19 protein-coding genes are annotated in these 22,259 nt (G+C 47.6%); 6 read left to right on the top strand and 13 right to left on the bottom strand.

Annotated features, from left to right (window positions below; translation table 11 throughout):
* Positions 1 to 116 precede the first annotated feature (116 nt).
* Positions 117 to 1,469 carry a YjiH family protein gene (locus QMA01_RS10925; RefSeq protein ID WP_290183981.1) on the top strand — a complete coding sequence of 451 codons (1,353 nt, stop codon included), beginning with the start codon at positions 117 to 119 and terminating at the stop codon, positions 1,467 to 1,469.
* An 81-nt stretch (positions 1,470 to 1,550) separates the two neighbouring features.
* On the opposite strand, the gene QMA01_RS10920 is transcribed toward QMA01_RS10925, so the two are convergent.
* Entirely contained in the window at positions 1,551 to 2,495 is a 945-nt protein-coding gene (locus QMA01_RS10920) for an L-threonine 3-dehydrogenase (protein ID WP_203339027.1), read from the bottom strand.
* 422 nt (positions 2,496 to 2,917) lie between these two features.
* Between QMA01_RS10920 and QMA01_RS10915 the strand changes: the two genes are divergently transcribed.
* From QMA01_RS10915 to QMA01_RS10905, 3 genes are read left to right on the top strand one after another with little or no spacing between them, the layout of a single operon-like run.
* Positions 2,918 to 3,745 (top strand): amino acid ABC transporter substrate-binding protein, encoded by an 828-nt coding sequence (locus tag QMA01_RS10915; RefSeq protein WP_203339026.1) that lies wholly within the window; start codon positions 2,918 to 2,920, stop codon positions 3,743 to 3,745.
* Entirely contained in the window at positions 3,732 to 4,433 is a 702-nt protein-coding gene (locus QMA01_RS10910) for an amino acid ABC transporter permease (protein ID WP_191714458.1), read from the top strand. The genes QMA01_RS10915 and QMA01_RS10910 overlap by 14 nt, the downstream gene beginning before the upstream one ends.
* 36 nt (positions 4,434 to 4,469) lie before the next feature.
* Positions 4,470 to 5,219 (top strand): amino acid ABC transporter ATP-binding protein, encoded by a 750-nt coding sequence (locus QMA01_RS10905; RefSeq protein WP_203339025.1) that lies wholly within the window; start codon positions 4,470 to 4,472, stop codon positions 5,217 to 5,219.
* Between the two features lie 38 nt (positions 5,220 to 5,257).
* Here QMA01_RS10905 and QMA01_RS10900 read toward each other — a convergent pair whose 3' ends face one another.
* The gene (locus QMA01_RS10900) at positions 5,258 to 6,373 is read right to left on the bottom strand and encodes a mandelate racemase/muconate lactonizing enzyme family protein (protein WP_290214968.1); all 1,116 of its coding nucleotides are present in this window, start codon (positions 6,371 to 6,373) and stop codon (positions 5,258 to 5,260) included.
* Between the two features lie 100 nt (positions 6,374 to 6,473).
* Between QMA01_RS10900 and QMA01_RS10895 the strand changes: the two genes are divergently transcribed.
* Entirely contained in the window at positions 6,474 to 7,679 is a 1,206-nt protein-coding gene (locus QMA01_RS10895; RefSeq protein ID WP_290214967.1) for a M20 metallopeptidase family protein, read from the top strand.
* A gap of 118 nt (positions 7,680 to 7,797) precedes the next feature.
* Here the strand turns inward: QMA01_RS10895 and QMA01_RS10890 are convergent, their stop codons facing one another.
* The 9 genes from QMA01_RS10890 to QMA01_RS10850 form a co-directional block, all read right to left on the bottom strand.
* A complete protein-coding gene (locus tag QMA01_RS10890; RefSeq protein WP_191713493.1) occupies positions 7,798 to 8,988 on the bottom strand; it encodes a glycine C-acetyltransferase in 1,191 nt (396 codons plus the stop codon).
* A 93-nt stretch (positions 8,989 to 9,081) separates the two neighbouring features.
* The gene (locus QMA01_RS10885) at positions 9,082 to 11,196 is read right to left on the bottom strand and encodes a M6 family metallopeptidase (RefSeq protein WP_290214966.1); all 2,115 of its coding nucleotides are present in this window, start codon (positions 11,194 to 11,196) and stop codon (positions 9,082 to 9,084) included.
* Between the two features lie 206 nt (positions 11,197 to 11,402).
* Positions 11,403 to 12,536: a bifunctional cystathionine gamma-lyase/homocysteine desulfhydrase gene (locus tag QMA01_RS10880; RefSeq protein ID WP_290214965.1), complete on the bottom strand. Its 1,134-nt coding sequence runs from the start codon at positions 12,534 to 12,536 to the stop codon at positions 11,403 to 11,405.
* Entirely contained in the window at positions 12,533 to 13,468 is a 936-nt protein-coding gene (locus QMA01_RS10875; RefSeq protein ID WP_290183975.1) for a PLP-dependent cysteine synthase family protein, read from the bottom strand. Before QMA01_RS10875 ends, QMA01_RS10880 begins: the two co-directional genes overlap by 4 nt.
* An 11-nt stretch (positions 13,469 to 13,479) precedes the next feature.
* Positions 13,480 to 13,953 carry an S-ribosylhomocysteine lyase gene (locus QMA01_RS10870; RefSeq protein WP_191713489.1) on the bottom strand — a complete coding sequence of 158 codons (474 nt, stop codon included), beginning with the start codon at positions 13,951 to 13,953 and terminating at the stop codon, positions 13,480 to 13,482.
* A gap of 19 nt (positions 13,954 to 13,972) precedes the next feature.
* A complete protein-coding gene (locus tag QMA01_RS10865; protein ID WP_290214964.1) occupies positions 13,973 to 14,608 on the bottom strand; it encodes a class I SAM-dependent methyltransferase in 636 nt (211 codons plus the stop codon).
* Positions 14,609 to 14,790: 182 nt separating this feature from the next.
* The gene (locus QMA01_RS10860; RefSeq protein WP_290183973.1) at positions 14,791 to 15,432 is read right to left on the bottom strand and encodes a YczE/YyaS/YitT family protein; all 642 of its coding nucleotides are present in this window, start codon (positions 15,430 to 15,432) and stop codon (positions 14,791 to 14,793) included.
* Between the two features lie 66 nt (positions 15,433 to 15,498).
* Positions 15,499 to 15,990, bottom strand: a complete 492-nt coding sequence (gene ybaK, locus QMA01_RS10855) for a Cys-tRNA(Pro) deacylase (protein WP_191713486.1) — start codon at positions 15,988 to 15,990, stop codon at positions 15,499 to 15,501.
* A gap of 62 nt (positions 15,991 to 16,052) precedes the next feature.
* On the bottom strand, positions 16,053 to 18,212 hold the full coding sequence (locus QMA01_RS10850) for a DNA topoisomerase III (RefSeq protein WP_290214963.1): 2,160 nt from the start codon (positions 18,210 to 18,212) through the stop codon (positions 16,053 to 16,055).
* Positions 18,213 to 18,478: 266 nt separating this feature from the next.
* Here QMA01_RS10850 and QMA01_RS10845 point away from each other — a divergent pair, with 266 nt between their 5' ends.
* Positions 18,479 to 19,444 carry a nuclease-related domain-containing protein gene (locus QMA01_RS10845; RefSeq protein WP_290183971.1) on the top strand — a complete coding sequence of 322 codons (966 nt, stop codon included), beginning with the start codon at positions 18,479 to 18,481 and terminating at the stop codon, positions 19,442 to 19,444.
* Between the two features lie 173 nt (positions 19,445 to 19,617).
* Here QMA01_RS10845 and QMA01_RS10840 read toward each other — a convergent pair whose 3' ends face one another.
* Both QMA01_RS10840 and QMA01_RS10835 read right to left on the bottom strand, forming a co-directional pair.
* Complete coding sequence (locus QMA01_RS10840; RefSeq protein WP_191713483.1) at positions 19,618 to 20,181, bottom strand: NADPH-dependent FMN reductase; 564 nt, start codon at positions 20,179 to 20,181, stop codon at positions 19,618 to 19,620.
* A gap of 153 nt (positions 20,182 to 20,334) precedes the next feature.
* On the bottom strand, positions 20,335 to 22,158 hold the full coding sequence (locus QMA01_RS10835; protein WP_290214962.1) for a cation:proton antiporter: 1,824 nt from the start codon (positions 22,156 to 22,158) through the stop codon (positions 20,335 to 20,337).
* Positions 22,159 to 22,259: the final 101 nt, after the last annotated feature.

Here is a 22,259-nt window from a genome sequence, read left to right as displayed (position 1 = left end):
TATGGATGTTTTCAGATAATATAAACATTGGTTGTGGAGCGCTTTCATAGGGGAAAAGCGTTGTATAATCAGTTATAATTATGTGTATTCATACACTCAGAAAAGGGGATTTATTTGTGAAAAAGTTTTCTATCTCAACCTGGCTGCTGTTTTTGATTCCTTCTCTACTCGGAATCATACTGTTTTTGGTACCAATTCCAACAGACGAAGGCTGGATGGTGACCATAGCAGTCCTCGCCAACCTTATGGCGGGATCCATCGAATCCATCGTACCGTGGATCATGATGGGCATTTTAATTGTAGCGGCCTTAGGTTCATTGGTTTTCATCACCAAAAAAGTCAACGAAACAGATTATGTTCCGTTTATGGACAAGCTTTTTAACGTCAATCTTTTTTGGACCATTGTCCGGATTCTTGGAGCAGTATTTGCAGTCATGGTGTTGTTCCAAGTTGGGCCAGAACCTATTTGGAATGAAAATACAGGAGGGCTCCTTCTTGCCGGCGACGGTTTACTGTCTTTCCTTTTCACCATTTTCCTTTTTGCTGGCCTGCTTCTCCCTCTATTGATGAACTTTGGCTTATTGGAATTTTTCGGCACGATGATGGTGAAAATCATGCGCCCGCTGTTCCGCCTGCCTGGCCGTTCATCCATTGATGCTTTGGCATCGTGGGTTGGAGATGGCACCATTGGGGTCCTACTGACAAGCAAGCAATACGAAGCGAATAAATACACGCAGCGTGAAGCCGCGATTATCGGAACAACATTCTCCGTCGTTTCCATCACGTTTGCGATTGTCGTCATTCAGGAAATTGGTCTCGGCAGCTACTTCCTCCCTTATTACGCAACGGTCATTTTAGCAGGCGTCATTCTTGCACTTATTATGCCGCGGATTTACCCATTAACGAACAAGCCGACCACTTTCATGGACGGTTCACCACAGGAATCCCAGTCAGAAGACGTGCCGGCTGGTTATAGTGTCACTTCGCACGGCATCGAAAGTGCTTTGACGAAGGCGGAAGATAACCGCTCAGTCAGCAAATTCTTCAAAGACGGCTTTAAAAACGTATTGGATATGTGGATTGGTGTTGCACCGGTTGTTATGGCATTCGGTACTGTCGCATTGATCTTGGCTGAATACACTTCGGTGTTCACGATTCTGGGTACACCGTTCGAACCGTATTTGCGTTTGCTGGGCGTGCCAGAAGCGGCTGAAGCTGCGCAATTGATGGTCGTCGGTTTTGCCGATATGTTCCTGCCGGCTATTTTAGGTGCAGGCATCGAATCTGAAATGACGCGCTTTGTTGTCGCCACCATGTCCGTTACACAATTGATCTACATGTCTGAAGTTGGCGGCTTGCTGTTAGGTTCCAAGATTCCTGTAAATATCCTGGACCTGATCATCATCTTCCTGCTTCGCACAATCATTGCATTGCCGATCGTTGTGGGCGTCGCACATCTGCTATTCTAATCAAATAAAAAAACGAAAAAAACGCCATCCGCAGATTAGACTGCGGATGGCGTTTCTTATTGTTCATTTAATGAAATTCACTCAAGCGGGCTGGAGCTTTTTTTTTAATTTTTCCAGCATGTCATATGTCATGGCATCCAAATCGTAAGAAGCTTTAAAGCCCCATTCGGTCTGGGCAGCAGAAGCATCGATGTTATCCGGCCAGCTGTCTGCAATTTCCTGTCTGATCGGATCGACCGCATAAGACATCTTGAAATCAGGAATGTGCTTGCGGATGGAAGCGGCAATTTGTTCCGGCTCAAAACTCATCGCTGTTACATTGAACGCATTTCGGTGGATCAATTTGGCTGGGTCTGCTTCCATCAAATCAACAATGGCCTGCAGCGCGTCCGGCATATACATCATATCCATGTAGGTGCCTTCTGCAATGTAAGACGTATAGCTGCCTTGTTCGATCGCCTTGTAATAGATATCGACTGCGTAATCGGTCGTTCCGCCGCCCGGCTGAGCTACGTTGGAAATCAGTCCTGGGAAACGGACGCCGCGCGTGTCCACTCCGAATTTTGTAAAGTAATAGTCACAAAGCAATTCACCAGCCACCTTGTTAACGCCGTACATAGTTGTCGGACGCTGCAACGTGTCTTGCGGTGTGTTTTTCTTAGGCGTTGACGGACCGAAAGCGCCAATGGAACTGGGTGTGAAAAATTGCATGCCGAGTTCACGAGAAGCTTCAAGCGCATTGACAAGTCCGCCCATATTCAAGTTCCAGGCAAGAAGAGGTTTTTCCTCAGCAGTCGCTGACAGCAAAGCCGCCATGTGGACCATTGTATCCGCTCCAAAGTCTTTTGCCAAATCGTGCATTCTCTGTGCATCGGTAACATCCAAAATTTCAAAAGGTCCTGACTGGTCGGAAGACTGGCGGATATCCGTCGCCAGTACATTGTCATTGCCGTAGATGCTGCGCATTTTCCCGACAAGCTCCGACCCTATCTGTCCTAAAGCACCTGTAATCATAATTCGTTCCATTTTCAACACTCCTTTTCCGAAAAACATTTGTCCTGTGTAAAAAAACAAAAATTATCTTATAAACCTTGCTAATTAAACCTTTATTATCTAGCTATTATAAGTTGTTCTCTTTAAAAACACAAATACTTTATCGGAAAGCTTTGGTGAAAATGTCTTTTCTTTATTTAAAAGAAAAGCTGAAAAACTGCTATCTTCTGCTGTTCACTTCATTTGAGACTGTTGCGAAGGCGTGCTATAATAAATCAGCTCTAGGATTTCTGTTGGATTTCAAAACGGATTTTCCTTTTTTTAATCCTTAAACCAACTAATCCAGTTGGTTATAATGGCTTTATTGATATTTCATTTATTTGGATTAAATCAAAGAGAATGAAAGCCAGCAAGGAGTCTCGGAAACAAAATACAAACGAAACGAGGAGATTTACATGAAGAAATTCAGTTTGGCGTTTTTATTAGTCTTAGCAATGTTGGTTTTAGCTGCCTGTGGCGGTGGATCCCCTGAAGAAGACCCGACGACGGATGATGCGGCGGACAACGGAGGATCCGGAGAAGATGTCCTGGCTAAGGTCAAGGAAGAAGGAACATTGGTCATCGGTACGGAAGGAACCTACCCTCCTTTCACTTTCCATGACGCTTCCGGAGAATTGACTGGTTTTGATGTTGAAATTGCACGCGAAGTCGCCGAGCGCCTGGGTGTCGAAGCTGAATTTCTTGAAACCCAATGGGATGCCATGTTTGCAGGATTGGACGCCGGACGCTTTGATATGGTCGCCAACCAGGTCGGAATCAACCCTGAGCGCCAGGAAAGCTATGAGTTTTCAGATCCATACATCACTTCCACTGCGGTTTTGGTAGTTGCTGAAGACAATACGGAGATCCAAAGCTTTGAAGACTTGGATGGCAAATTGTCTGCACAATCATTGACAAGCAACTATGCTGAAACAGCCACTTCTTACGGCGCGGAACTTGAAGGCGTCGAAGGGTTTAACCAAGCGATTGAATTACTGAATTCCGGCCGCGTTGATGCGACCGTCAATGATAACTTGACCGTTTTGGATTTCCTGAAACAGCGCCCGGATGCAAAAGTGAAAGTTGTCGATGAATCCGGAGATGCTGCACAAAGTGCATTATTGTTCAGAAAAGACAGTGGCGCAATTGTGGATGAAGCGAATAAAGCGTTGGCTGATATGATCGAAGACGGCACGTACGATGAAATTTCCGAAAAATGGTTTGGTGAAAATGTACTTGAATAGTATTTTCTCAGATCCGGTCAGAATGGAACGGCTTGTGGATATTGCGCAATCCTCATTTCTTCCATTAATCGAAGCCACGCTGCAATTCACGTTGCCTTTATCGATCATTTCCTTTATTTTTGGATTGATTTTGGCGATTTTGACTGCTTTGGCGCGGATTTCGACGGTTAAAATTTTCCAGATCATTGCCCGTGTTTACGTATCGATCATACGCGGTACGCCTTTATTGGTTCAATTATTCATCCTGTTTTACGGATTGCCCACACTCGGCATCACCATCGATCCGTTTCCTGCGGCAGTGATCGGCTTCTCCCTGAACGTCGGAGCTTATGCTTCCGAAGTGATCCGGGCAGCGATCCTGTCGATTCCAAAAGGCCAATGGGAGGCAGCCGACACGATCGGCATGTCCTATACACAATCATTGCGCCGCGTTATTTTGCCTCAGGCGTCACGTGTTTCATTGCCGCCCTTGTCCAATACGTTTATCAGCTTGATCAAAGATACGTCACTGGCATCGCTGATTTTGGTTACCGAGATGTTCAGGGTCGCCCAGCAAATCGCCGCAACCAACTACGAGTTCCTGCTGCTGTACGGGCAGGCGGCATTGCTTTACTGGGTCATCTGCTTTGCCTTGTCGCTGGTCCAAGGACGGCTTGAACATCGCTTTGACCGCTACGTTTCCCGATAATACAAGCAGTTCACTGATTGCAGTAAGGAGTCCGATATGATTTCAATCAAAAATTTGCATAAAAAGTTCGGTGACCTCGAAGTATTGAAAGGCATTGATGCAGATGTCCAAAAAGGCCAGGCAATTGTAGTTATCGGCCCATCCGGTTCAGGTAAAACGACATTTCTCCGTTGCCTCAATACATTAGAAACACCCACTTCCGGTTCTGTAACGATCGACGAACAGACCGCCGACTTCTCCAAACCTTTGTCGAAAAAGCAGATTATGGCTTTTCGCAAGCAGTCGGCCATGGTCTTCCAGCACTACAACCTATTCCCTCACATGACCGCTCTTGAAAATGTCATGGAAGGACCCGTTACTGTCCAGAAGCAGGATAAAAAGCTGGCCCGAAAAAAAGCCGAGCAGCTGCTGACGAAAGTCGGGCTCGGCGAAAAGATCAATGACTACCCGTTCCAGCTGAGCGGGGGGCAACAACAGCGTGTCGGCATCGCCCGGGCACTGGCACTTGAGCCAAAAGTGATGCTTTTTGATGAACCGACCTCCGCGCTCGACCCCGAATTGGTCGGCGAAGTGCTGCAGGTCATGAAAGATTTGGCCGCTGAAGGCATGACGATGGTCGTAGTGACTCACGAAATGCGTTTTGCCAAAGGCGTCGCGGACGAAGTGCTGTTCATGGACGAAGGACGCATCATCGAACGCGGCAAGCCCGAAGACATTTTCAACCATCCGACAGAAGAACGCACAAAACGTTTCCTGAGTTTGATCCAGAAAACGGATGTCATCTAAAAACTCGCGGACCCAATGGGCCCGCGAGTTTTTTATGTTTATTTTTCTATAGTCCATTTCTTGACCGTCAGTTTTTCCAATTGTACTGGATCCACTTCTACGCCTAATCCGGGTTTGCCGGATAAGAAAACGTATGGATGTTTATAAGTCAAATCACCGATTTCCTCGCTGAACAGCAGCGGTCCCGTCAGTTCCGTGCTTTCAATATTGATGCGCGACATGGCTACATGATAGCCAGCGGCAGATCCGACGGAAGATTCCACCATGGAGCCGATTTGGCACTTCATGCCCGCTGCTTCAGCGGTTTTCGCCATTTGGGCCGCATGGAAAATGCCCGCACATTTCATCAGCTTGATATTGACGACGTCTGCCGCCTGCAAGCGGATGATTTCCAAGAGGTCTTCCATTGACTGAAGGCTTTCGTCTGCCATGATCGGTACAGCGGTCTTCGAACGGACTTCGGCCAATCCGCGAATGTCGCCCATACGGATCGGCTGTTCGATCCAGGCAATGTTCGCTCCTTCGAGCTGTTTAATGGCTGCAACCGCTATCCCTGAGGACTTCCACCCTTGATTGACATCCACGCGGATCGGCATGTCCTTGCCGACCGCTTCACGAACTGCCAAAATCCGGTCCACATCTTCCTGCGCCTGCCCTTTCCCTACTTTCAGTTTAAGGGAAGCATAGCCCATTTCAACAGCTTTCTTGGCTTTTTCCGCCATGATTTCAGGCGCTTCAATGCTGAGCACTTTCGGGTAATCAAGATGTTCCGTCGCCTGTCCGCCGATCAGGTTGTATACTGGTTGGCCGGCCGCCTTGCCCATCAAGTCGTAGCAGGCAATATCCACAGCAGCTTTGGCTGCAGGGTTCCGTGCCATCAATGCGTTCATTTTTGAATGAATCGATTCGATGTCGAACGGGTTCATGCCAATAATGGCCGGCAGGAACAGTTCTTTCAACACCTCAAAAGCAGCCGTGAAATATTCTCCAGTTACATGTTCATCCGGAACGGCTTCTCCGTATCCAACCAATCCATTGTCGGTTTCCAGTACTAGAATCAATGCCGGCATATCCGGGTACGTCGCATAGGAAATGATGAATGGTTCGTTGAGTGGAAATCTGACCGCATGCAATGACGCTTTTGTGATTTTCATTTGACAGCCTCCATTAAATTTAACTTATTGTATACTTACTACTATAGTGAAATTCGCGAATGAATGGTATTTTATTTTCATCACAAAGGAGTTTTGACAAATGACGTTAACTGAACAGATCCGGTCGCTCTACGGCGAAATGGTGGAGACCCGAAGATATTTGCATATGCACCCCGAATTGTCGCATCAAGAAATCGCCACGCCCGCTTTTATTGCGGATCGTTTGGAAAAATTGGGTGTAGAAGTTCGCCGGGACGTTGGCGGACGCGGTGTTGTCGGGACGATCCACGGCGGAAAGCCTGGCAAAACGATTGCATTCCGTGCAGATTTCGATGCTTTGCCGATCGATGACCAAAAAGACGTTTCTTATAAGTCCACGGTTCCGGGTGTGATGCACGCCTGCGGCCATGATGGCCATACTGCCGCTTTGCTGGGCTTCGCCAAAGCGATGGTGGCCATTCAGGAAGAACTGCCGGGCACAATTGTCTTGATCCATCAATTCGGCGAGGAACTATCGCCAGGCGGTGCACGCGCCATGATTGAAGATGGCTGCCTGGAAGGCGTCGATGCGGTCTACGGTGCTCACCTGCAAAGCAAGATGGACAGCGGCAGGATTTATGTGCGCGACGGATTCCTTCAGGCTTCTGAAGATACCGTCAAAATTATCGTCCACGGTTCCGGAACACACGGGGCAGAACCGCACAACGGCGTCGATCCGATTTTGGCAGCGAGCCATATCATGGTTGCTTTGCAGTCCATCGTCAGCCGCAATGCCGATCCATTGAAAGAACTGGTCGTCTCAATCGGCAAATTCCATGCCGGCGATGCCGATAACGTCATTTCGAGCAAAGCAGTGCTGGAAGGCACAATTCGCGTATTCGATCCCGAACTCCGCGCGCTCGCCAGCCAGCGCCTTCGGACCGTTGTGGAGAACGTCGCCATCGCCATGGGCGCCACCGCAGAAGTGATCATCGAAAATGGCTACGATTCTCTTTGGAACCATGCGGAAGAAACCGATCGTGTCCGCATTGCCGGACGCGGGGTAGTGGGAGTTGAAAATGTGGTGGAAATCGATCCGGTCATGCCGGTCGAAGATTTCACTTATTTTACACAGGCCAAGCCCGGCGCCTATTTCTTTGTCGGCGCGAAAATGGATGATGAACAGGCTGTTTACCCGCATCACCATGAAAACTTCGATTTTAATGAAACCGCTATGCTGGTAACAGCGGAAATGTTCGCTGCGATTTATTTTGAGGAGCAGAAATTGGCGTTGGACAGTATTGTGCCTGTTTTGGACAGTAAGTAAGCTGATTTCGACAGTGCTTCGCCAATTTGGACTGTATTTCACCCAACCAGGACTGTATATCCTATATCTGGAAATAAAAACACGCCCGGCAGCATAAAGCCGGGCGTGTTTTCGTGTTTTAGTTGATGACGCCTAATTCTTTGCCGACTTTTTCGTAAGTGGCAATGGCTTCATCCAACATTTCTTTCGTATGGGCAGCTGTCGGCATGTTGCGGACGCGTCCAGTGCCTTTTGGAACCGTTGGGAAGACGATTGATTTCGCGTAGACGCCTTCTTCGAACAAACGCTTCGAGAATTCCTGCGTCAACTTTTCGTCGCCGATGATGCAAGGAGTGATCGGTGTTTCTGAATGGCCGATATCGAAGCCTAGTTTATCCAGGCCTTTTTTCAAGTAATCGCCATTGTCCCACAATTTATCGTGCAATTCCGTTGAGTCGATGATCATTTGGACTGCCGCTGTGATAGCTGCAACGTCGCCTGGAGTCACCGCTGTCGAGAACAAGAATGGACGCGAACGAACTTTCAACCAGTCAATCAGATTTTTCTTGCCGGCCACATAACCGCCGACAACGCCGACTGCTTTGGATAAAGTACCCATTTGCATATCGATTTCTTTTTCAAGGCCGAAATGCTTCACGGTGCCTTTCCCTTTGCCGGTAACGCCTGAACCGTGCGCATCATCCACGTATGTGATCAAGTCGAATTCTTTGGCGATTTCTACAATTTCCGGAAGCTTGGCAATATCGCCATCCATCGAAAAGACACCATCTGTGATGACCATGACTTTATTGTAAAGGCCGGATTCAGTCGCTTCTTTCGCTTTCAGGCGAAGGTCTTCCATATCCGAGTGCTTAAATGCGATGATTTTCGCTTTCGACAAGCGGCAGCCATCGATGATGGATGCATGGTTCAACTGGTCAGAAAGAATCGCATCGTTCTTGTCCATGACAGCTGAAATGGCCGCCATGTTGCAATTAAAGCCGGATTGATAAGAAATAGCCGCTTCTGTACCTTTGAATTCAGCTAACTTTTCTTCCAACTTCACATGCAGATCCAACGTTCCGTTGATTGTACGGACTGCCCCTGCGCCGACACCGTATTTGTCGATGGCGTCTTTCGCCACTTGCTTCAAGTCTTCGTTGGTCGCAAGCCCCAAGTAGTTATTTGAAGAAAGGTTGATCAGTTCCTTGCCGCGCACTTTGATGATCGCGCCGTTCGGTCCTTCAACCGGATCGATTTCATTATAGAGGCCCTGCTCTTTTAATTCTGTTAAGTTCTCATCTAAAAATGCATCTAATTTTTTCGACAATGTCCTCTTCCTTTCACAAACAATCTCAGTTTCCATCTTACCATAAGGGTCATTTTCTCCAAAAGAAAAAGCGGACCGAGGTCCGCTTTTGCCTTATTTATTGCCTTTTCCGTTGTTCTTGCCTTTGCCTTTGTTCGGGTTGTCCTTTTTGTAGACGACTTCATAAGTGAATTCTTTCGCTTCTTTTTGCCCTTCTTCAGCAGCATAAGAAGTGATCATTTTCACATTGCCTTCACGGAGAACTTGTTGAAGATCCAAGGCTTGTTTCTCCGTCACGTTATACGGATCTACGTGGAAGACGCGTTCTTTGCCATTTTTCTTGGTTTGGATGAATGTTGTTGTAAAGTTGACGTAGTCACCTTTCAACTGCCCCAATGACTTGAAAACATCCGTTGACGTGCCGTCAGCCGAGAAATCACCTAATTTAATGTTCTTGATGAACCAGCCTGGGTTGTTGGAACCCCAGTCAGTCAAGTTACGGAATGAAACCAGGACATCTTTTCCTGCGTAAGCCGACAAGTCAAATGTTTCTGTTGCCCAGTCGCCATTTGTTCCCGTGAAGCCAGGTACGTTTTCCTTGATGGTCGGGTAGCCTTCTGCCACTACGTCACTGCGCGTATTGGCGTTTTCAAGCGAAGTCCATGTATCACCATTGTCAGTCGATACTTGAACCATGCCGAAATCCCATTGCTCTTCAATATCGTAGTAATGCTCGAACGTCAAAGCCGCGTTGGCAGCAGGCACTGTTGCTCCAAAGATCAATTCCTGATCTGCTTCGTCTCCGTTATTTGCATGCAATACTTGTGCACCAGACCCTTTTGGATCTGCTACAGTTTGCCATTGCAATGGCAGGAAGTCGACGCCGTCAAATTCCAGGCCGCGGACATCTTTGCCGAAATTGAACTCTTTAAAGTCGCCGCCCCATGCCGGAACGCCTTCTTTTTCAAATGTTTTCGCTTTTTCAAAGTCTACAGTTTTGCCTCTTACCTCACTTGCAGTGCCAACTGGCAGATTGCGAAGATCAATGCTGTCGATATTGTAGTCGCTGCTGACGTTTGAATTATCCAACGTCAATGCCGTCATGAAGTTCTGGTAAACTTCCGTGAATGTTTTACCAGTGCCATAATCTTTCAGCACTTTGTCGACGCTTGCCATCCCTTGGCTGTCGCCGTCTGTTGCCAATTCACGAATAAATTCCTGTCCGAATTTGTCGTACATGTATAGAGTGAACAGGTAGACCTGGCCATAATCTGCAATTGTTTCCGGGCCAGTTGCTGCTGTTCCATGCTCATCCCAGTTGACCAATGAGTTTTCCGGGTGATCCAAATAGAAGTTGATCGATCCTTCTCCATGGCCATAACCGCCCAGGAATTCAGAGAATGTCGACATGCCTTCGTTCAACCAGGTTTCCTCAGCGCCGTCGTTGTCGGCTTGGATCAAATGCTGCAACTCATGGATGGTTGTGCCGAAGAATGTGCTCTCCAAACGCGTTTCCCATGAATTCGTATCGATGGTGATGATGTTGCGGTCTGTGTAGTTTTCAAGCGTCTGCCAGAAGAAACCGGCAACAAAGAATGGATAGCTCGGGTCGTTCCAGCCTTCATCCTGGACATTGTCGACCAGCATGATGACTTTGTCAGATCCTTCGTAATAGTCATCAGGTAGTCCTACTATACCTGGAACAGTAGCCTTTGATCCGTCCAATTGGTCCGGTGTTCCAAAGAAATCCGTCGCTACCGGATAGATATTGCTGTCGAATTCAGCACGTAATTTATCCACCTGCGCTTGTGTTACCACATCGGCTGGTTTTGGGTTTTTCGGTCCATAAGCCAAATCATTGGCTACCCAGATTTCCACATTGTCGCCAATGCTGCGCAAAGTAAATTCTTTAAAGCTTAAGTTGCGGTCCAGGAATAATTTCGTTCCATGGTCTTCTGTAAATGCGCTGTCTGCTTTTGAATCAGACTCTCCGCCTGCCACTTCATCAGCCTGCGCCTTTATCTTTTTATCTGCTTCTTTTTTGAAATTTTCATCTTGCGTCAACTCATTCAGGCTTTGGTCGATATCGATCCGGTCCCCGTATCGTTCACTGTTCCAGTCGTTCATTGATGGCACTGCTTCGGTCGGTGCCGCTGCAGCTGCTGGCGCGAATAAAGATAGGGTTAACGCACTAGCCGATAAGATCGATACCCATTTGCTGTTTTTCATGTTGAATCCCCTTCCGAACTGTCAGAATATTATTTCTTTGAAAATCTTACCATGACAGAATAGTCAGAAGAATAGGCTATAAGATGTATTTCGAGTTACGAAATTTCAGGTAATATGGTTGTTTTTTCTAACAATCAACTAGTCCATATGGTTTCAATAACTTTAAAAGAACATAAAAAAACCGCCTGAAGTAGGCGGTTAGTCACTTATTTTAAAGCATTTTCCAGATCTTCAATCAAATCTTCCACATCTTCTATCCCGACTGAAATGCGCACAAGCCCTTCGACAATGCCCAGTTCTGCACGGCGTTCGATAGGAATGGAAGCATGGGTCATTTGGGCCGGTACAGAAATCAAGCTTTCAACAGCTCCTAAGCTTTCAGCTAAGGTAAAGTATTTCAGTTTGGCCAATAATTCTCCAGCTTTCTCTCTACTGCCTACATCAAATGAAATCATACCGCCAAATCCGTTCGCCTGCTTCTGCATTAATTCACGTCCCGGATGGCTTTCAAGCCCTGGATAAATGACTTTGCCGACCGCTTCATGCGCTTCCAGGAATTCAGCAATTTTCTGTGCATTCGAATTGGCTTCTTCCATGCGCAAGCCCAATGTTTTCAACCCGCGAATCAGCAGCCATGAATCCTGAGGCCCTAAAATAGCGCCGATGGAGTTTTGCACAAAATGTACTTGTTCCGCAAGTTCTGCTGAATTGACGACTACCAGTCCTGCTACAACATCACTGTGGCCGCCGATGTATTTCGTCGCGCTATGCACAACAATATCAGCGCCCAGCGAAATCGGATTCTGCAAATAAGGCGTCATGAAGGTGTTATCGACAATCGTCAACAAGCCCTTCGATTTCGCAAAGGCTGAGACAGCTTCAATATCCGTCACTTTCAATAGTGGATTGGTTGGTGTTTCAATAAAAATCGCTTTCGTATTTTCTTTGACCGCCGCTTCCACTTCTTCCAAATTCCCCGTATCAACAAATGTGAACTCCAAACCAAAACGGTTCAGCACTTTATTGATGACGCGGTAAGTTCCGCCGTAGACATCATCTGTCAGAACGACGTGGTCTCCCGCAGAAAACAGCATCATGACAGACGAAATGGCAGCCATTCCTGAACCGAATGCAAAGCCGGCGTGGCCGAACTCAACATCTGCAATCAACTCTTCGAGCGCGTGGCGTGTCGGGTTTCCTGTACGTGAATATTCGTAGCCTTTGAATTTACCGACAGCTTCCTGCTTGTAGGTGCTGACCTGATAAATTGGTGTAGATACGGCGCCTGTCGCTTCATCGCCGACAATGCCCCCATGGATTAATCTTGTTTTCGGTTTCATTCCTGATCCTCCTTAAAAGTTCGGCCATAAATATCCTGGCTCATATAGCGTTCACTCGAGTCCGCAAACACGGTGACAATATGGCTTCCCGGTTTGGCAGCTTCCGCTTCCCGCAACGCTGCCACATAAGCGGCGCCGGAGGAACTTCCGACTAATAAACCCTCGTTTTTCGCCAATTCCCGGACTGCCATGAATGCTTCTTTATCCGTGATTGTGTAGATCGCTTCGAAATAACGGTCATCCATGTAATCCGGCAAAAATTCCATGCCGATGCCTTCAGTCAAATGTGGTCCGGATGGTCCGCCATTCAAAATCGAGCCTTCAGGTTCCACTATTACTGTTTTAATGGCTTGTTTTTTTGATTTCAAGTAACGCGCAGTCCCCATGAATGTGCCACCGGACCCTGCTCCCGCAATAAAGACATCGATTTCTCCATTAAGCGCTTCCCAGACTTCGGGTCCAAGCGTTCGTACATAGGTTTCGGGATTTGCCGGATTGGAAAATTGGGAAGGGGAAAATGCCCCTTCTGCTTCCACCAATTCCTTGGCTTTTTCGATGGCGCCTTTGATGCCTTTTTCAGTCGGCGTGTTGATGACTTCTGCGCCTAAGGCACGCATCAACCCTTGTTTTTCCTGGCTGAATTTCTCAGGCACCACAAACTTCACGCGGTAGCCCTTGCCGATGGCTGCGATAGCCAGGCCGATGCCGGTATTGCCGGCCGTCGGCTCGATCATCGTGCCACCCGGTTTCAACACTCCGCGCTTTTCTGCATCTTCAATCAATGAAACACCCAATCGGTCTTTGACGCTGCCGCCGGGATTGAAATATTCCAGTTTGGCAAAGATGCGGCAGCCGTTCGGAATTTTGCTGTGTGTCAGTTCCAGCAACGGCGTATTGCCGATCAATTGCTGAATTTCAGTTACATAGTTCATCGTAATTCTCCTTAGATCGCTTCATCCGCGAAGACTTGGCTCCATTGGTCTTTTTTCGCCAGCATTTCACGCGCCAGTTCTTTAGCGCCTTCTAAGCTATGGCTTGCAGCCCATCCGCATTGCACTTCGTTGCATGCCGGCACTTCGTCCGCTTCAATGACATCTTTCAAGGTGTTTTCCAAAATGCGCAGAATATCTTCGAAATCGTCATGGTTGATAACCGATAGGTAGTAACCTGTCTGGCAGCCCATTGGCCCGATGTCCACAATGCTATCCGAATGGTTGCGGCTGTGTTCAGCCATCATGTGCTCAAGGGAATGAAGTGCAGGCATATCCATATGCTCTTTGTTCGGCTGTTTAAAGCGGATATCGTATTTGCGGATCGTATCGCCTTTTGCGCCGGTTTTTTCTCCTGCCAAACGCACATATGGCGCCACTACTTTTGTATGATCTAAGTTAAAGCTTTCAACATTCATTTTTTTCATTGCAATCGCTCCCTATTCCTTATTTTTTAGTTGCGTCAATCAGATATACGTAATTGTTCATCTTCGACAATTCCACCGTAAACCCTGCATCTGTCATCAGTTTTTCCATTACAGGAACCGTTGTGTAATATTCACGGTTCAAGTCCTCTACTAGATTAGCATGACCTCTCGCTTGTTCAAATGCAATTATTTCCTTTTTGGCTGCTTCTGAAGCAAAGAGCGTGTCCGCAAAAACCACTTTGCCGCCCGCCGGCAATTGCTCGGCGTATAGCTGAAAAGCCTGGGCTTTTTCCGCGTCCGTCAAATGATGGAACGCGTATGAGCTGACAAAGCTTTGTGGTCTGATTTCTGTCTCAAACTCCAAAAAATCACCGTCTATGACAATCAGGTCTTTCAGCTTTTCCGCAACCACTTCACGCATCGCCTGATTCGGTTCGATTCCGACCACTTCCAGGCCACGGTGAAGAAGTTTTACCGTTAAGTTGCCTGTGCCGACACCGAATTCTATAACCGAACCAATCGCTGCATCAGCCACTGCCTGCAAGATTTCGTTATATTTCATGAATACATCTTTGTATTCCTCATCTTTTCCACTTACTGAATCATCATAGGTATGAACCCATTCATCAAAAATTCCCACAAACTCGCGTCCCATTGTTCAAGCCCCTTTTCTTATATTCAATAAAACCAATAGAGTTACTCGGCTTTATTTATAACATATTGGCAGAAAGGATTCAACTAATGACAATGGTCATGAGATTTGGGTTTTAGCATAGTAGAGCAAGAGACTGAGCACGTACCCGATCTCTGGCTTTACTTAGCTTTTAGGCCATTCATTTAAACCTTAAGGACTGGCGGAATGTCTTCTTTTTTACCGATGAGCGTCACCAGCAGTTTTTCAAATTGCGGCAAGGATACTTGGACAATTCTGCCCGTCAGCAACGCGACCGCGATAGTGCCGATGCCAACCGGTCCGCCGAGCATCCAACCAAGCAACGCCACCCCGACTTCGATCCCTGCCCGAACGACGCTGATGCTGAGCCCGGTCTTTTCAACGAGCATCATCATCAGACTGTCGCGCGGACCTGCACCGATTTTTGGCGACACATAGAGGCCGACGCCATAGCCTGACACGACGATTCCGGCTGACAAAATCAAAATTTGCCCGACCAGCGTATGGATGTCCGGAATCAGGAAATTGAAAATGTCGATAAAGACACCGATCAGCAACATATTCAAAAAAGTGCCGATCTGTGGTACTTTCCGTGTGAAGATAGCGGTACTGGCAATCAGCGCAAATCCAGCGATCACCGACCACGTGCCGATGGTCAACCCGAAGTTCAGATACAGGCCGACATGCAGCACATCCCATGGCCCGATGCCCAGCTTGCTGCCTTTGATGGTCATGGTAAACCCAAGTGCGAGAACAATCAATCCGACAATAAAAAACAGCCAACGGTAAAACAGCGAACGCTTCATCCAAATCCTTCTTTCTTTTATTATGATATGAAAAATCCACCCATTCAAAACGAATGGATGGAAGCTTCATTGACCTGGAGCTGTCAATTCCGCAAAGTGGCCTTTTGTCGCAGCGGCCAGTTCCGCAGGAGCCAGTTTCAACTGCATGCCGATTTTACCGGCAGAGACAATCATTTCAGGCAATTGCTCCGCTTCAACTGACACGAAAGTCGGATAGGGCTTTTTCATCCCGACAGGCGAACAGCCGCCTCGAATATAGCCGGTGAGTGCAAGAATATCCTTCACCGGTGCCATCTCAATTTTCTTTTCGCCGGCCGCTTTGGCCGCTTTTTTCAAGTCCAGTTCTGCCGCAACCGGAATAACAAACACATATGGCTGCTTGGAGGCACCAATGGCCACCAAAGTTTTATAGACGAGTTCTGCCGAATGGCCAATTTTGGCAGCGACAGAAACGCCGTCCACTTTGCCGTCTTCGGCACTGTAATGAAGCAGTTCATAGTGGATCTTTTCTTTGTCGAGCATACGTGCTGCATTGGTTTTTGCGATTTTTTTAGCCATGGCGTTTTCTCCTTATCTGAAAACTTGCTTCTTCACAGCATACCATCATCAGCAGCGGGATTCTATTCGGTTTGGCCCAATAATTTTTTCAGTGCATCAGCCATCGCCGTATTTTGCGGCGCTTCTTCCTGCTGGTTCAAGTATTTATTGACGTCTTTTTTATTAGCTTTAGATTGACCGGATTTTTTGCGTTTTTCAAAGGCTGACAACTTCTCGCGATGTCCACATTTGCAGACGAAAATCTTGCCGTCTCCTTCACCTTGCATCTCTAACTTCTTGTGGCAGTTTGGGCAGCGCGCATTGGTCTGCATCGCCACTTGCTTTTTGTAGCCGCAGTCGCGATCCTGGCAGACATTCATTTTGCCGCGCTTGCCGTTGACTTCAAGAAGCGGTTTGCCGCAATCCGGGCACATTTTGCCGGTGATGTTGTCATGCTTGAACTTTTTGTCGCTCTTCTTGATATCCGATACGGATTTTTCAGCGAAGACAATCATTTCTTTAATAAATTCTTCTTTTTTCAATTGGCCTTTGGCGATCTTGGTCAATTGCTGTTCCCAATCTGCTGTCAGCTTCGGCGACTTCAAGTCTTCCGGAACAAGTTCCAGCAACTGGCGGCCTTTTGAAGTGATCGTCAGGTCCTTGCCTTTTTTCTCAATCAGGAAAGTATTGAACAATTTATCGATGACATCGGCACGCGTTGCAACCGTACCCAGTCCACCGGTTTCGCCGAGCGTCTGAATCAGTTCTTTCGACTCGCCGCTCATGAACTGCGTCGGATTTTCCATAGCGCCAAGAAGCGTCCCTTCATTGAAGAAAGCGGGCGGCTTGGTTTTTCCATCCGTCAGCGCGATGCCTTTGATCGCCAGCTTCTGCCCGTTTTCAAACGGCGGCAGCGTAGTATCGTTGTCGTCATCTTCATCTTTGTAGATGCGTTTCCAGCCTTCATTGCGGATCGTATTGCCTTTTGCCTGGAACGTTTCCCCGCCGGCAGTCAGTTTGACGGTCGTCTGGTCGTATTCGTACTGCGGGTAAAATACCGCTAGGAAGCGCTTGACGATCATGTCGTATAATTTAACCTCTTTATCGGAAAGATCATGCAGCGGCGGCGTTTCTTCCGTCGGGATGATGGCGTGGTGATCGGAAACTTTTGCGTCGTCGATCACGCCTTTCTGCGGCGCTACCGGATTTTTCAAGATCATCGCGGCCAGGCTGCGGTAAGGACCCATTTGCACCGCTTTGACGCGGTCCTTCAAGGTATCCCGCATGTCGCTCGTCAAATGCTTCGAGTCGGTCCGCGGATAGGTCACAATTTTGTAGCGCTCGTAAAGATTCTGCAGCGTGTTGAGCGTCTCTTTCGCCGACCAGCTATAGCGCTTGTAGGCTTCTTTCTGCAGTTCGGTCAAGTCGAATAAAGGCGGTGCCGGCTGGCGTTTCGGCGTAATCTTGATATCCGTCACGGTGCCTTCGTGGGTGTTCTGGAGTTTATTGAACAAGCGGTCGATTTTGTCCTTGTCGAAGGATTGCGTCGAGTTGCCGTCCGTCCAGGTGAATGCCGCTTTGTCGGTAATCGCCTGCATGCCGTAATACGGCTTCGGCTGGAAATTGCGGATCTGCTTTTCGCGTTCGGCGATCATCGCCAGCGTCGGTGTCTGCACGCGGCCAGTTGACAATTGCGCATTGTATTTGACGGTCAGCGCGCGCGTCGCGTTGATGCCGACTACCCAGTCCGCTTCCGCACGTGCAACAGCTGCTGCATAGAGATTCTCGTAAGCCTTGCCGTCCTTCAAGTTGTTGAAGCCGTCTTTAATGGCTTTATCGGTAACGGACGAAATCCACAGGCGCTTCACCGGCTTGCGCGTATTGGTCTTCTCCAGAATCCAACGCGCCACAAGCTCGCCTTCGCGTCCAGCATCTGTCGCGATGATGACATCTTTGACATCGCCGCGCTGCAGCTGGGATTTGACCGCGTTAAACTGCTTCATTGACTGTTTGATCGGCACCAGCTTGAACGGCTTTGGAATGATCGGCAAAGTATCCATTTTCCATTCCTTGAAGTCGTTGTCGTATTGCTCCGGCTGCGCATGCGTCACCAGATGGCCAAGTGCCCACGTGACGATATATTGCTTGCCTTCCAAATATCCATTGCCTTTTTGTTCGCATCCGAGAACACGCGCAATATCACGCGCCACGGATGGCTTTTCTGCTAAAACTACTGATTTCATTTAAATTCACCCTCATTTCTGATGTGATTATTGTAACATTTTCTGTTGAAGCTGGCTTTTGGGAGGGGTTTTTGTCGGTTGGAAAGTATTTAGCTTCCAATGGAAAGTAAACTCATTTTATTGGAAAGTATTTATAGCCTTTTGGAAAGTATTTTGACCCAAACAGAAAGCATTTCCAAATAACTTCCAGAATCCTTGAAACAGTATTGCTATCCCTAAGAATTTACGCTATATTGGAGCAGATTTATAAAAAAGGAGAGGATAAATTGATTTTTAAAGATCGAAACAAACCGCAAGAAATCTTCCAGCTCGAAAGCCTGCTCCAGCGCATATCACCCGTCCATCCCCAAGCTCCCTACTGGACCGAAAAACTCCGCCGCATCACTGCCGGTTACCACGGCGAATTGCGCGTCGACTCCCTTTGGCACGAAATCGATCTCCCTTTGCCGCATTACTTCATCCACGACTTATTCATCCAAAAAGAGAAGTCTTCCCATCAGATTGACAGCGTCCTCATCACCAGCCGTTTCATATTGGCATTGGAAATCAAAAGCATTTCCGGCCTGCTCAACTTCGATCCCCAACTGAGGCAATTTTCCCGTACCAATAAAGACGGCAGCATCGACGGCATGAAAAACCCGGATGACCAATTGCGCCGCCACGAAAAATGGCTGGAACAGTTTTTATTCCAGCAGCGGGTAAAGTTGCCTGTCATCGGCGTCATCGTCTTCACTTATCCTTCATCGGTCGTTCAATCGCGAGCCGGAAACCGTTTGATGGTCCAGGCTTCCGGCCTCCCCCACCTAATGGATCGATTGTTGGAAAAACATCCGCAAGAAATCTTATCAAAGAAGAAAACAGAATTAATCGCCCATAAATTGTTGGAGCTTCATTCTTCAAAACCTTCAGCACCTCTGGGTCTTTCGAATTCACTTTTGAAAGGTATATTCTGTCCTGATTGCTCGGACCGCTTACTGAGTTACCGCCGGGGGAAGTGGCGCTGCGAAACGTGCGCCCATGGTGACCCGGTCGCTCATCTTGAAGCATTGTTGCAATACCGGACACTGGCCAATACGACGATCAGCAATCGGGAATTCCGGGAGTTTACTGGACTTCACTCCACTACCACCGCCTCCAAGCTATTAAAATCGACGAATATGCCCTTTGCAGGAAGTTATAAAGATCGAATATATGCTATTCCTGAACTTTTTGAAGGCATGGAAAGTATTTAGAGTTTATTAGAAAGTATTCAATCATTTACGGAAAGTATTTGCTCCTAAACAGAAAGTATTTGACTCTTAATAGAAAGTAAGCTCTTTTAATGGAATAAAACAAATCATTTCTTCAAACAAAATCCAAAATAACACCAAAAAAACCTCCCAACCAGGGAGGTTTCTTCAATCAATCAATGATTATCCAACGTTTCCTTCGACAGGTGTTTGCTCATCTCCGCATATTGCACGAATACGCGCGCCAGTTCGCGCAGGCGGTTGTGGACGTCGTCGTTGGTGATGGTGTTGGTGTCGTCAAAATGGCTGCTGTGGGTGTAGACGTAGTTGGGCGTCACCAGGCAGCGGAAGTAATCGAGAATCGGCTTGAGCTGGTTTTCGATGACCAAGTGATGCTGGTAAGTGCCGCCGTTCGCCACAATCGATACCGGCTTGTAGCGCATGGTGCGCGGATGCAGCATGTCGAATGTATTCTTCAGGACACCTGGAATCGAACCCTGGAAAATCGGCGAGGCAATGATATAGCCGTCGGCTTCTTCAAAGCGGCGGACAATTTCCTGCATGCTGTCATTGTATTCACCAAGTGGACGGCCATCGACAAACTGATGGTCATAATCGGCCAGCTTCAATATCGTTAATTCCATTTCAGGAGCGAATTCCTTGATGTAAGTCTGCACCTGTTCCAGAATGGCACCGGTTTTTCGTCCAAGAATCGTTCCGTCTACTAATAAAACTTTCATAATTCTATGTCCTCCTCAAAATGCGTAAGTAACGAATCGGTTGTATGTGTGTAAATCCACGTTATTGCAACTAAATCCGCAGCAACCCGTTTGTTCCAATCATAACAAACCCCGTTTCACATTACGCATCGAAAAGCTTACATATGGATGATTTCATTCTTTAGACTGAGTCGCAATTTTAACCCGTTTGTTTTCCAAACGTTCTTGCGTGCGCTCCGATTGGCGTGCAGGAGAAGTAAAGCTGACAACTACATCCCCAGCTTTTGGTTCAAGTTTATTGCTGCCCTCAAAGAACTCAATTTTCCCTTGGGACCTTTGAATAAAGAGCGGGATCATCTCATCTGACCATTTTCCTTTGAAGTCCTCGAAGCTGAATTGATCCGTCAATTGCGTCTTGCGCATCGTATAGCCTTCTTCGGTCTTCGCCTCCAGTTCATGGATATTCCATTGTTCTGCGAATAACGTCCGCCCGCTCAAGGAAACATGGAAGTCAGACGGATCCCCAATATGGATCGCTGTCTGGTAAAGGTTCGTACGACCCAGTTCCGGAACGAAATTATTGACGACAAGAGAGTTGTAGGAATCGGTCTCTGTAGCAACAATCATCGTCTCGTAAGGCGTTAACTCCACTTCATAATCCGTATGCTCCGACAGGATTTCACCAGCATATGTCTTCAATCCAGCTTGGCGCGCCCCTTGCAGGCGACCCCAGGAAGGATCCACAATCAGGACATTTTTATTGAGATCAGCCAGTGCTTCTCCAAGCTTTGTAGCAAACCGGCTGGCTCCCACAATAATGACGCCCGGATCTTCCGCTGTCGCCAGCCCAAGTTTTTTGCCGAGCCAACTGATGGTAAAGCCGTGTGCGATGACCGTCGAAAAGACCAACGCAAAAGTCAGTGCCGTCAGCAGTTCCGCGTCTGCAAATCCGGCTTCCAGCAAAACGCCCGCAAAATACCCGGAAACCGTTAAAGCCACAATGCCGCGCGGCGCAATCCAGCCGACCAAGGTTTTTTCCTGAATCGTCAAATCGGTGCCGATCGTCGACAGCCAAATGGACAAAGGCCGGACGACAAACAACGTCGCCAGGACGAATGAAACAATCTGCCAATTGAAGATGCCAATCAGGACTTCAAGGCTTAAAGACGCAGTCAGCATCACAAAAATACTGGAAATCAGCAAGACGGAAATATTTTCTTTGAAGTGGCGCATGTCGTTGATCGAAGCGATGTTCATATTGGCCATCATCATGCCCATTGCCGTTACAGCCAGTAGTCCCGTTTCATGCATAATCAAATCCGACACGACAAAAGTCAGCAATACCATGCCAAAAACCATCGGCGCTTTCAGAAATTCCGGAACCTGCCCTTTCTCGAACATCAGCCCCATCAACCCTCCCGCTCCTGCACCAAGTCCTGCCGCAAAAAGGGATGCCAGGAAAAACAGGCCAAAGGCGGCCGCTGTTTCGTCACCATTGGCAAACAATACAAACTGGAATGCAAATAAAGCCAGCAACGCCCCGAAAGGATCGACAACGATGCCTTCCCATTTCAGGATGGCTGCCGGGCGTGATTTTAACTTTGCTTGCCGCAATAGCGGCAGGATAACGGTGGGCCCGGTTACGATAAACAGCCCGCCGATAACAAATGCCACTGCCCACGATAAACCGGCGATGTAATGCGCAGCCAGGGACCCGGCGATCCAGGCAATGAATGCGCCGAGTGTGACGATCCGTAAAATCGGCTTGCTGAAGGTACGGATTTCCTTGAAATTCAAGTTCAAACTCCCTTCAAACAAGATGATTGCCACTGCCAATGAAATAAAAGGGTTGAACAACTCGCCGAAACTTTCAGCAGGATGGATGATTTCGAAAATCGGACCGACAAGGAGGCCGGCAATCGACATCAGTACAATTGCAGGAAGCTGAAGACGCCACGCAATCCATTGGGAAAGCACTCCCAAAAATATAATGAGCATTAAATCGAATAATAAGGTGTCGATGGCAAATCACTTCCTTTGGTTCTTTTTTGGAATTATACAGGTTTTATATTGTGAATGAAAATCGTAATAGATTCAAA

The sequence above is a fragment of the Planococcus notacanthi genome (genome assembly GCF_030407825.1).
Lineage (GTDB): Bacteria > Bacillota > Bacilli > Bacillales_A > Planococcaceae > Planococcus > Planococcus notacanthi.
The sequence above is the reverse complement of the archived record's forward strand: the minus strand, read 5'-3'. Positions and strand labels throughout refer to the sequence as shown.

Bases quoted from the DNA above. Each gene is read 5' to 3' on its own strand.
- QMA01_RS10835 (WP_290214962.1), bottom strand. From the start codon at position 22,158: ATGCTCATTATATTTTTGGGAGTGCTTTCCCAATGGATTGCGTGGCGT.
- QMA01_RS10895 (WP_290214967.1), top strand. From the start codon at position 6,474: ATGACGTTAACTGAACAGATCCGGTCGCTCTACGGCGAAATGGTGGAG.
- QMA01_RS10870 (WP_191713489.1), bottom strand. From the start codon at position 13,953: ATGAAAAAAATGAATGTTGAAAGCTTTAACTTAGATCATACAAAAGTA.
- QMA01_RS10905 (WP_203339025.1), top strand. From the start codon at position 4,470: ATGATTTCAATCAAAAATTTGCATAAAAAGTTCGGTGACCTCGAAGTA.
- QMA01_RS10865 (WP_290214964.1), bottom strand. From the start codon at position 14,608: ATGGGACGCGAGTTTGTGGGAATTTTTGATGAATGGGTTCATACCTAT.
- QMA01_RS10850 (WP_290214963.1), bottom strand. From the start codon at position 18,212: ATGAAATCAGTAGTTTTAGCAGAAAAGCCATCCGTGGCGCGTGATATT.
- QMA01_RS10920 (WP_203339027.1), bottom strand. From the start codon at position 2,495: ATGGAACGAATTATGATTACAGGTGCTTTAGGACAGATAGGGTCGGAG.
- QMA01_RS10860 (WP_290183973.1), bottom strand. From the start codon at position 15,432: ATGAAGCGTTCGCTGTTTTACCGTTGGCTGTTTTTTATTGTCGGATTG.
- QMA01_RS10840 (WP_191713483.1), bottom strand. From the start codon at position 20,181: ATGAAAGTTTTATTAGTAGACGGAACGATTCTTGGACGAAAAACCGGT.
- QMA01_RS10910 (WP_191714458.1), top strand. From the start codon at position 3,732: ATGTACTTGAATAGTATTTTCTCAGATCCGGTCAGAATGGAACGGCTT.
- QMA01_RS10880 (WP_290214965.1), bottom strand. From the start codon at position 12,536: ATGAAACCGAAAACAAGATTAATCCATGGGGGCATTGTCGGCGATGAA.
- QMA01_RS10885 (WP_290214966.1), bottom strand. From the start codon at position 11,196: ATGAAAAACAGCAAATGGGTATCGATCTTATCGGCTAGTGCGTTAACC.
- ybaK (WP_191713486.1), bottom strand. From the start codon at position 15,990: ATGGCTAAAAAAATCGCAAAAACCAATGCAGCACGTATGCTCGACAAA.
- QMA01_RS10900 (WP_290214968.1), bottom strand. From the start codon at position 6,373: ATGAAAATCACAAAAGCGTCATTGCATGCGGTCAGATTTCCACTCAAC.
- QMA01_RS10915 (WP_203339026.1), top strand. From the start codon at position 2,918: ATGAAGAAATTCAGTTTGGCGTTTTTATTAGTCTTAGCAATGTTGGTT.
- QMA01_RS10875 (WP_290183975.1), bottom strand. From the start codon at position 13,468: ATGAACTATGTAACTGAAATTCAGCAATTGATCGGCAATACGCCGTTG.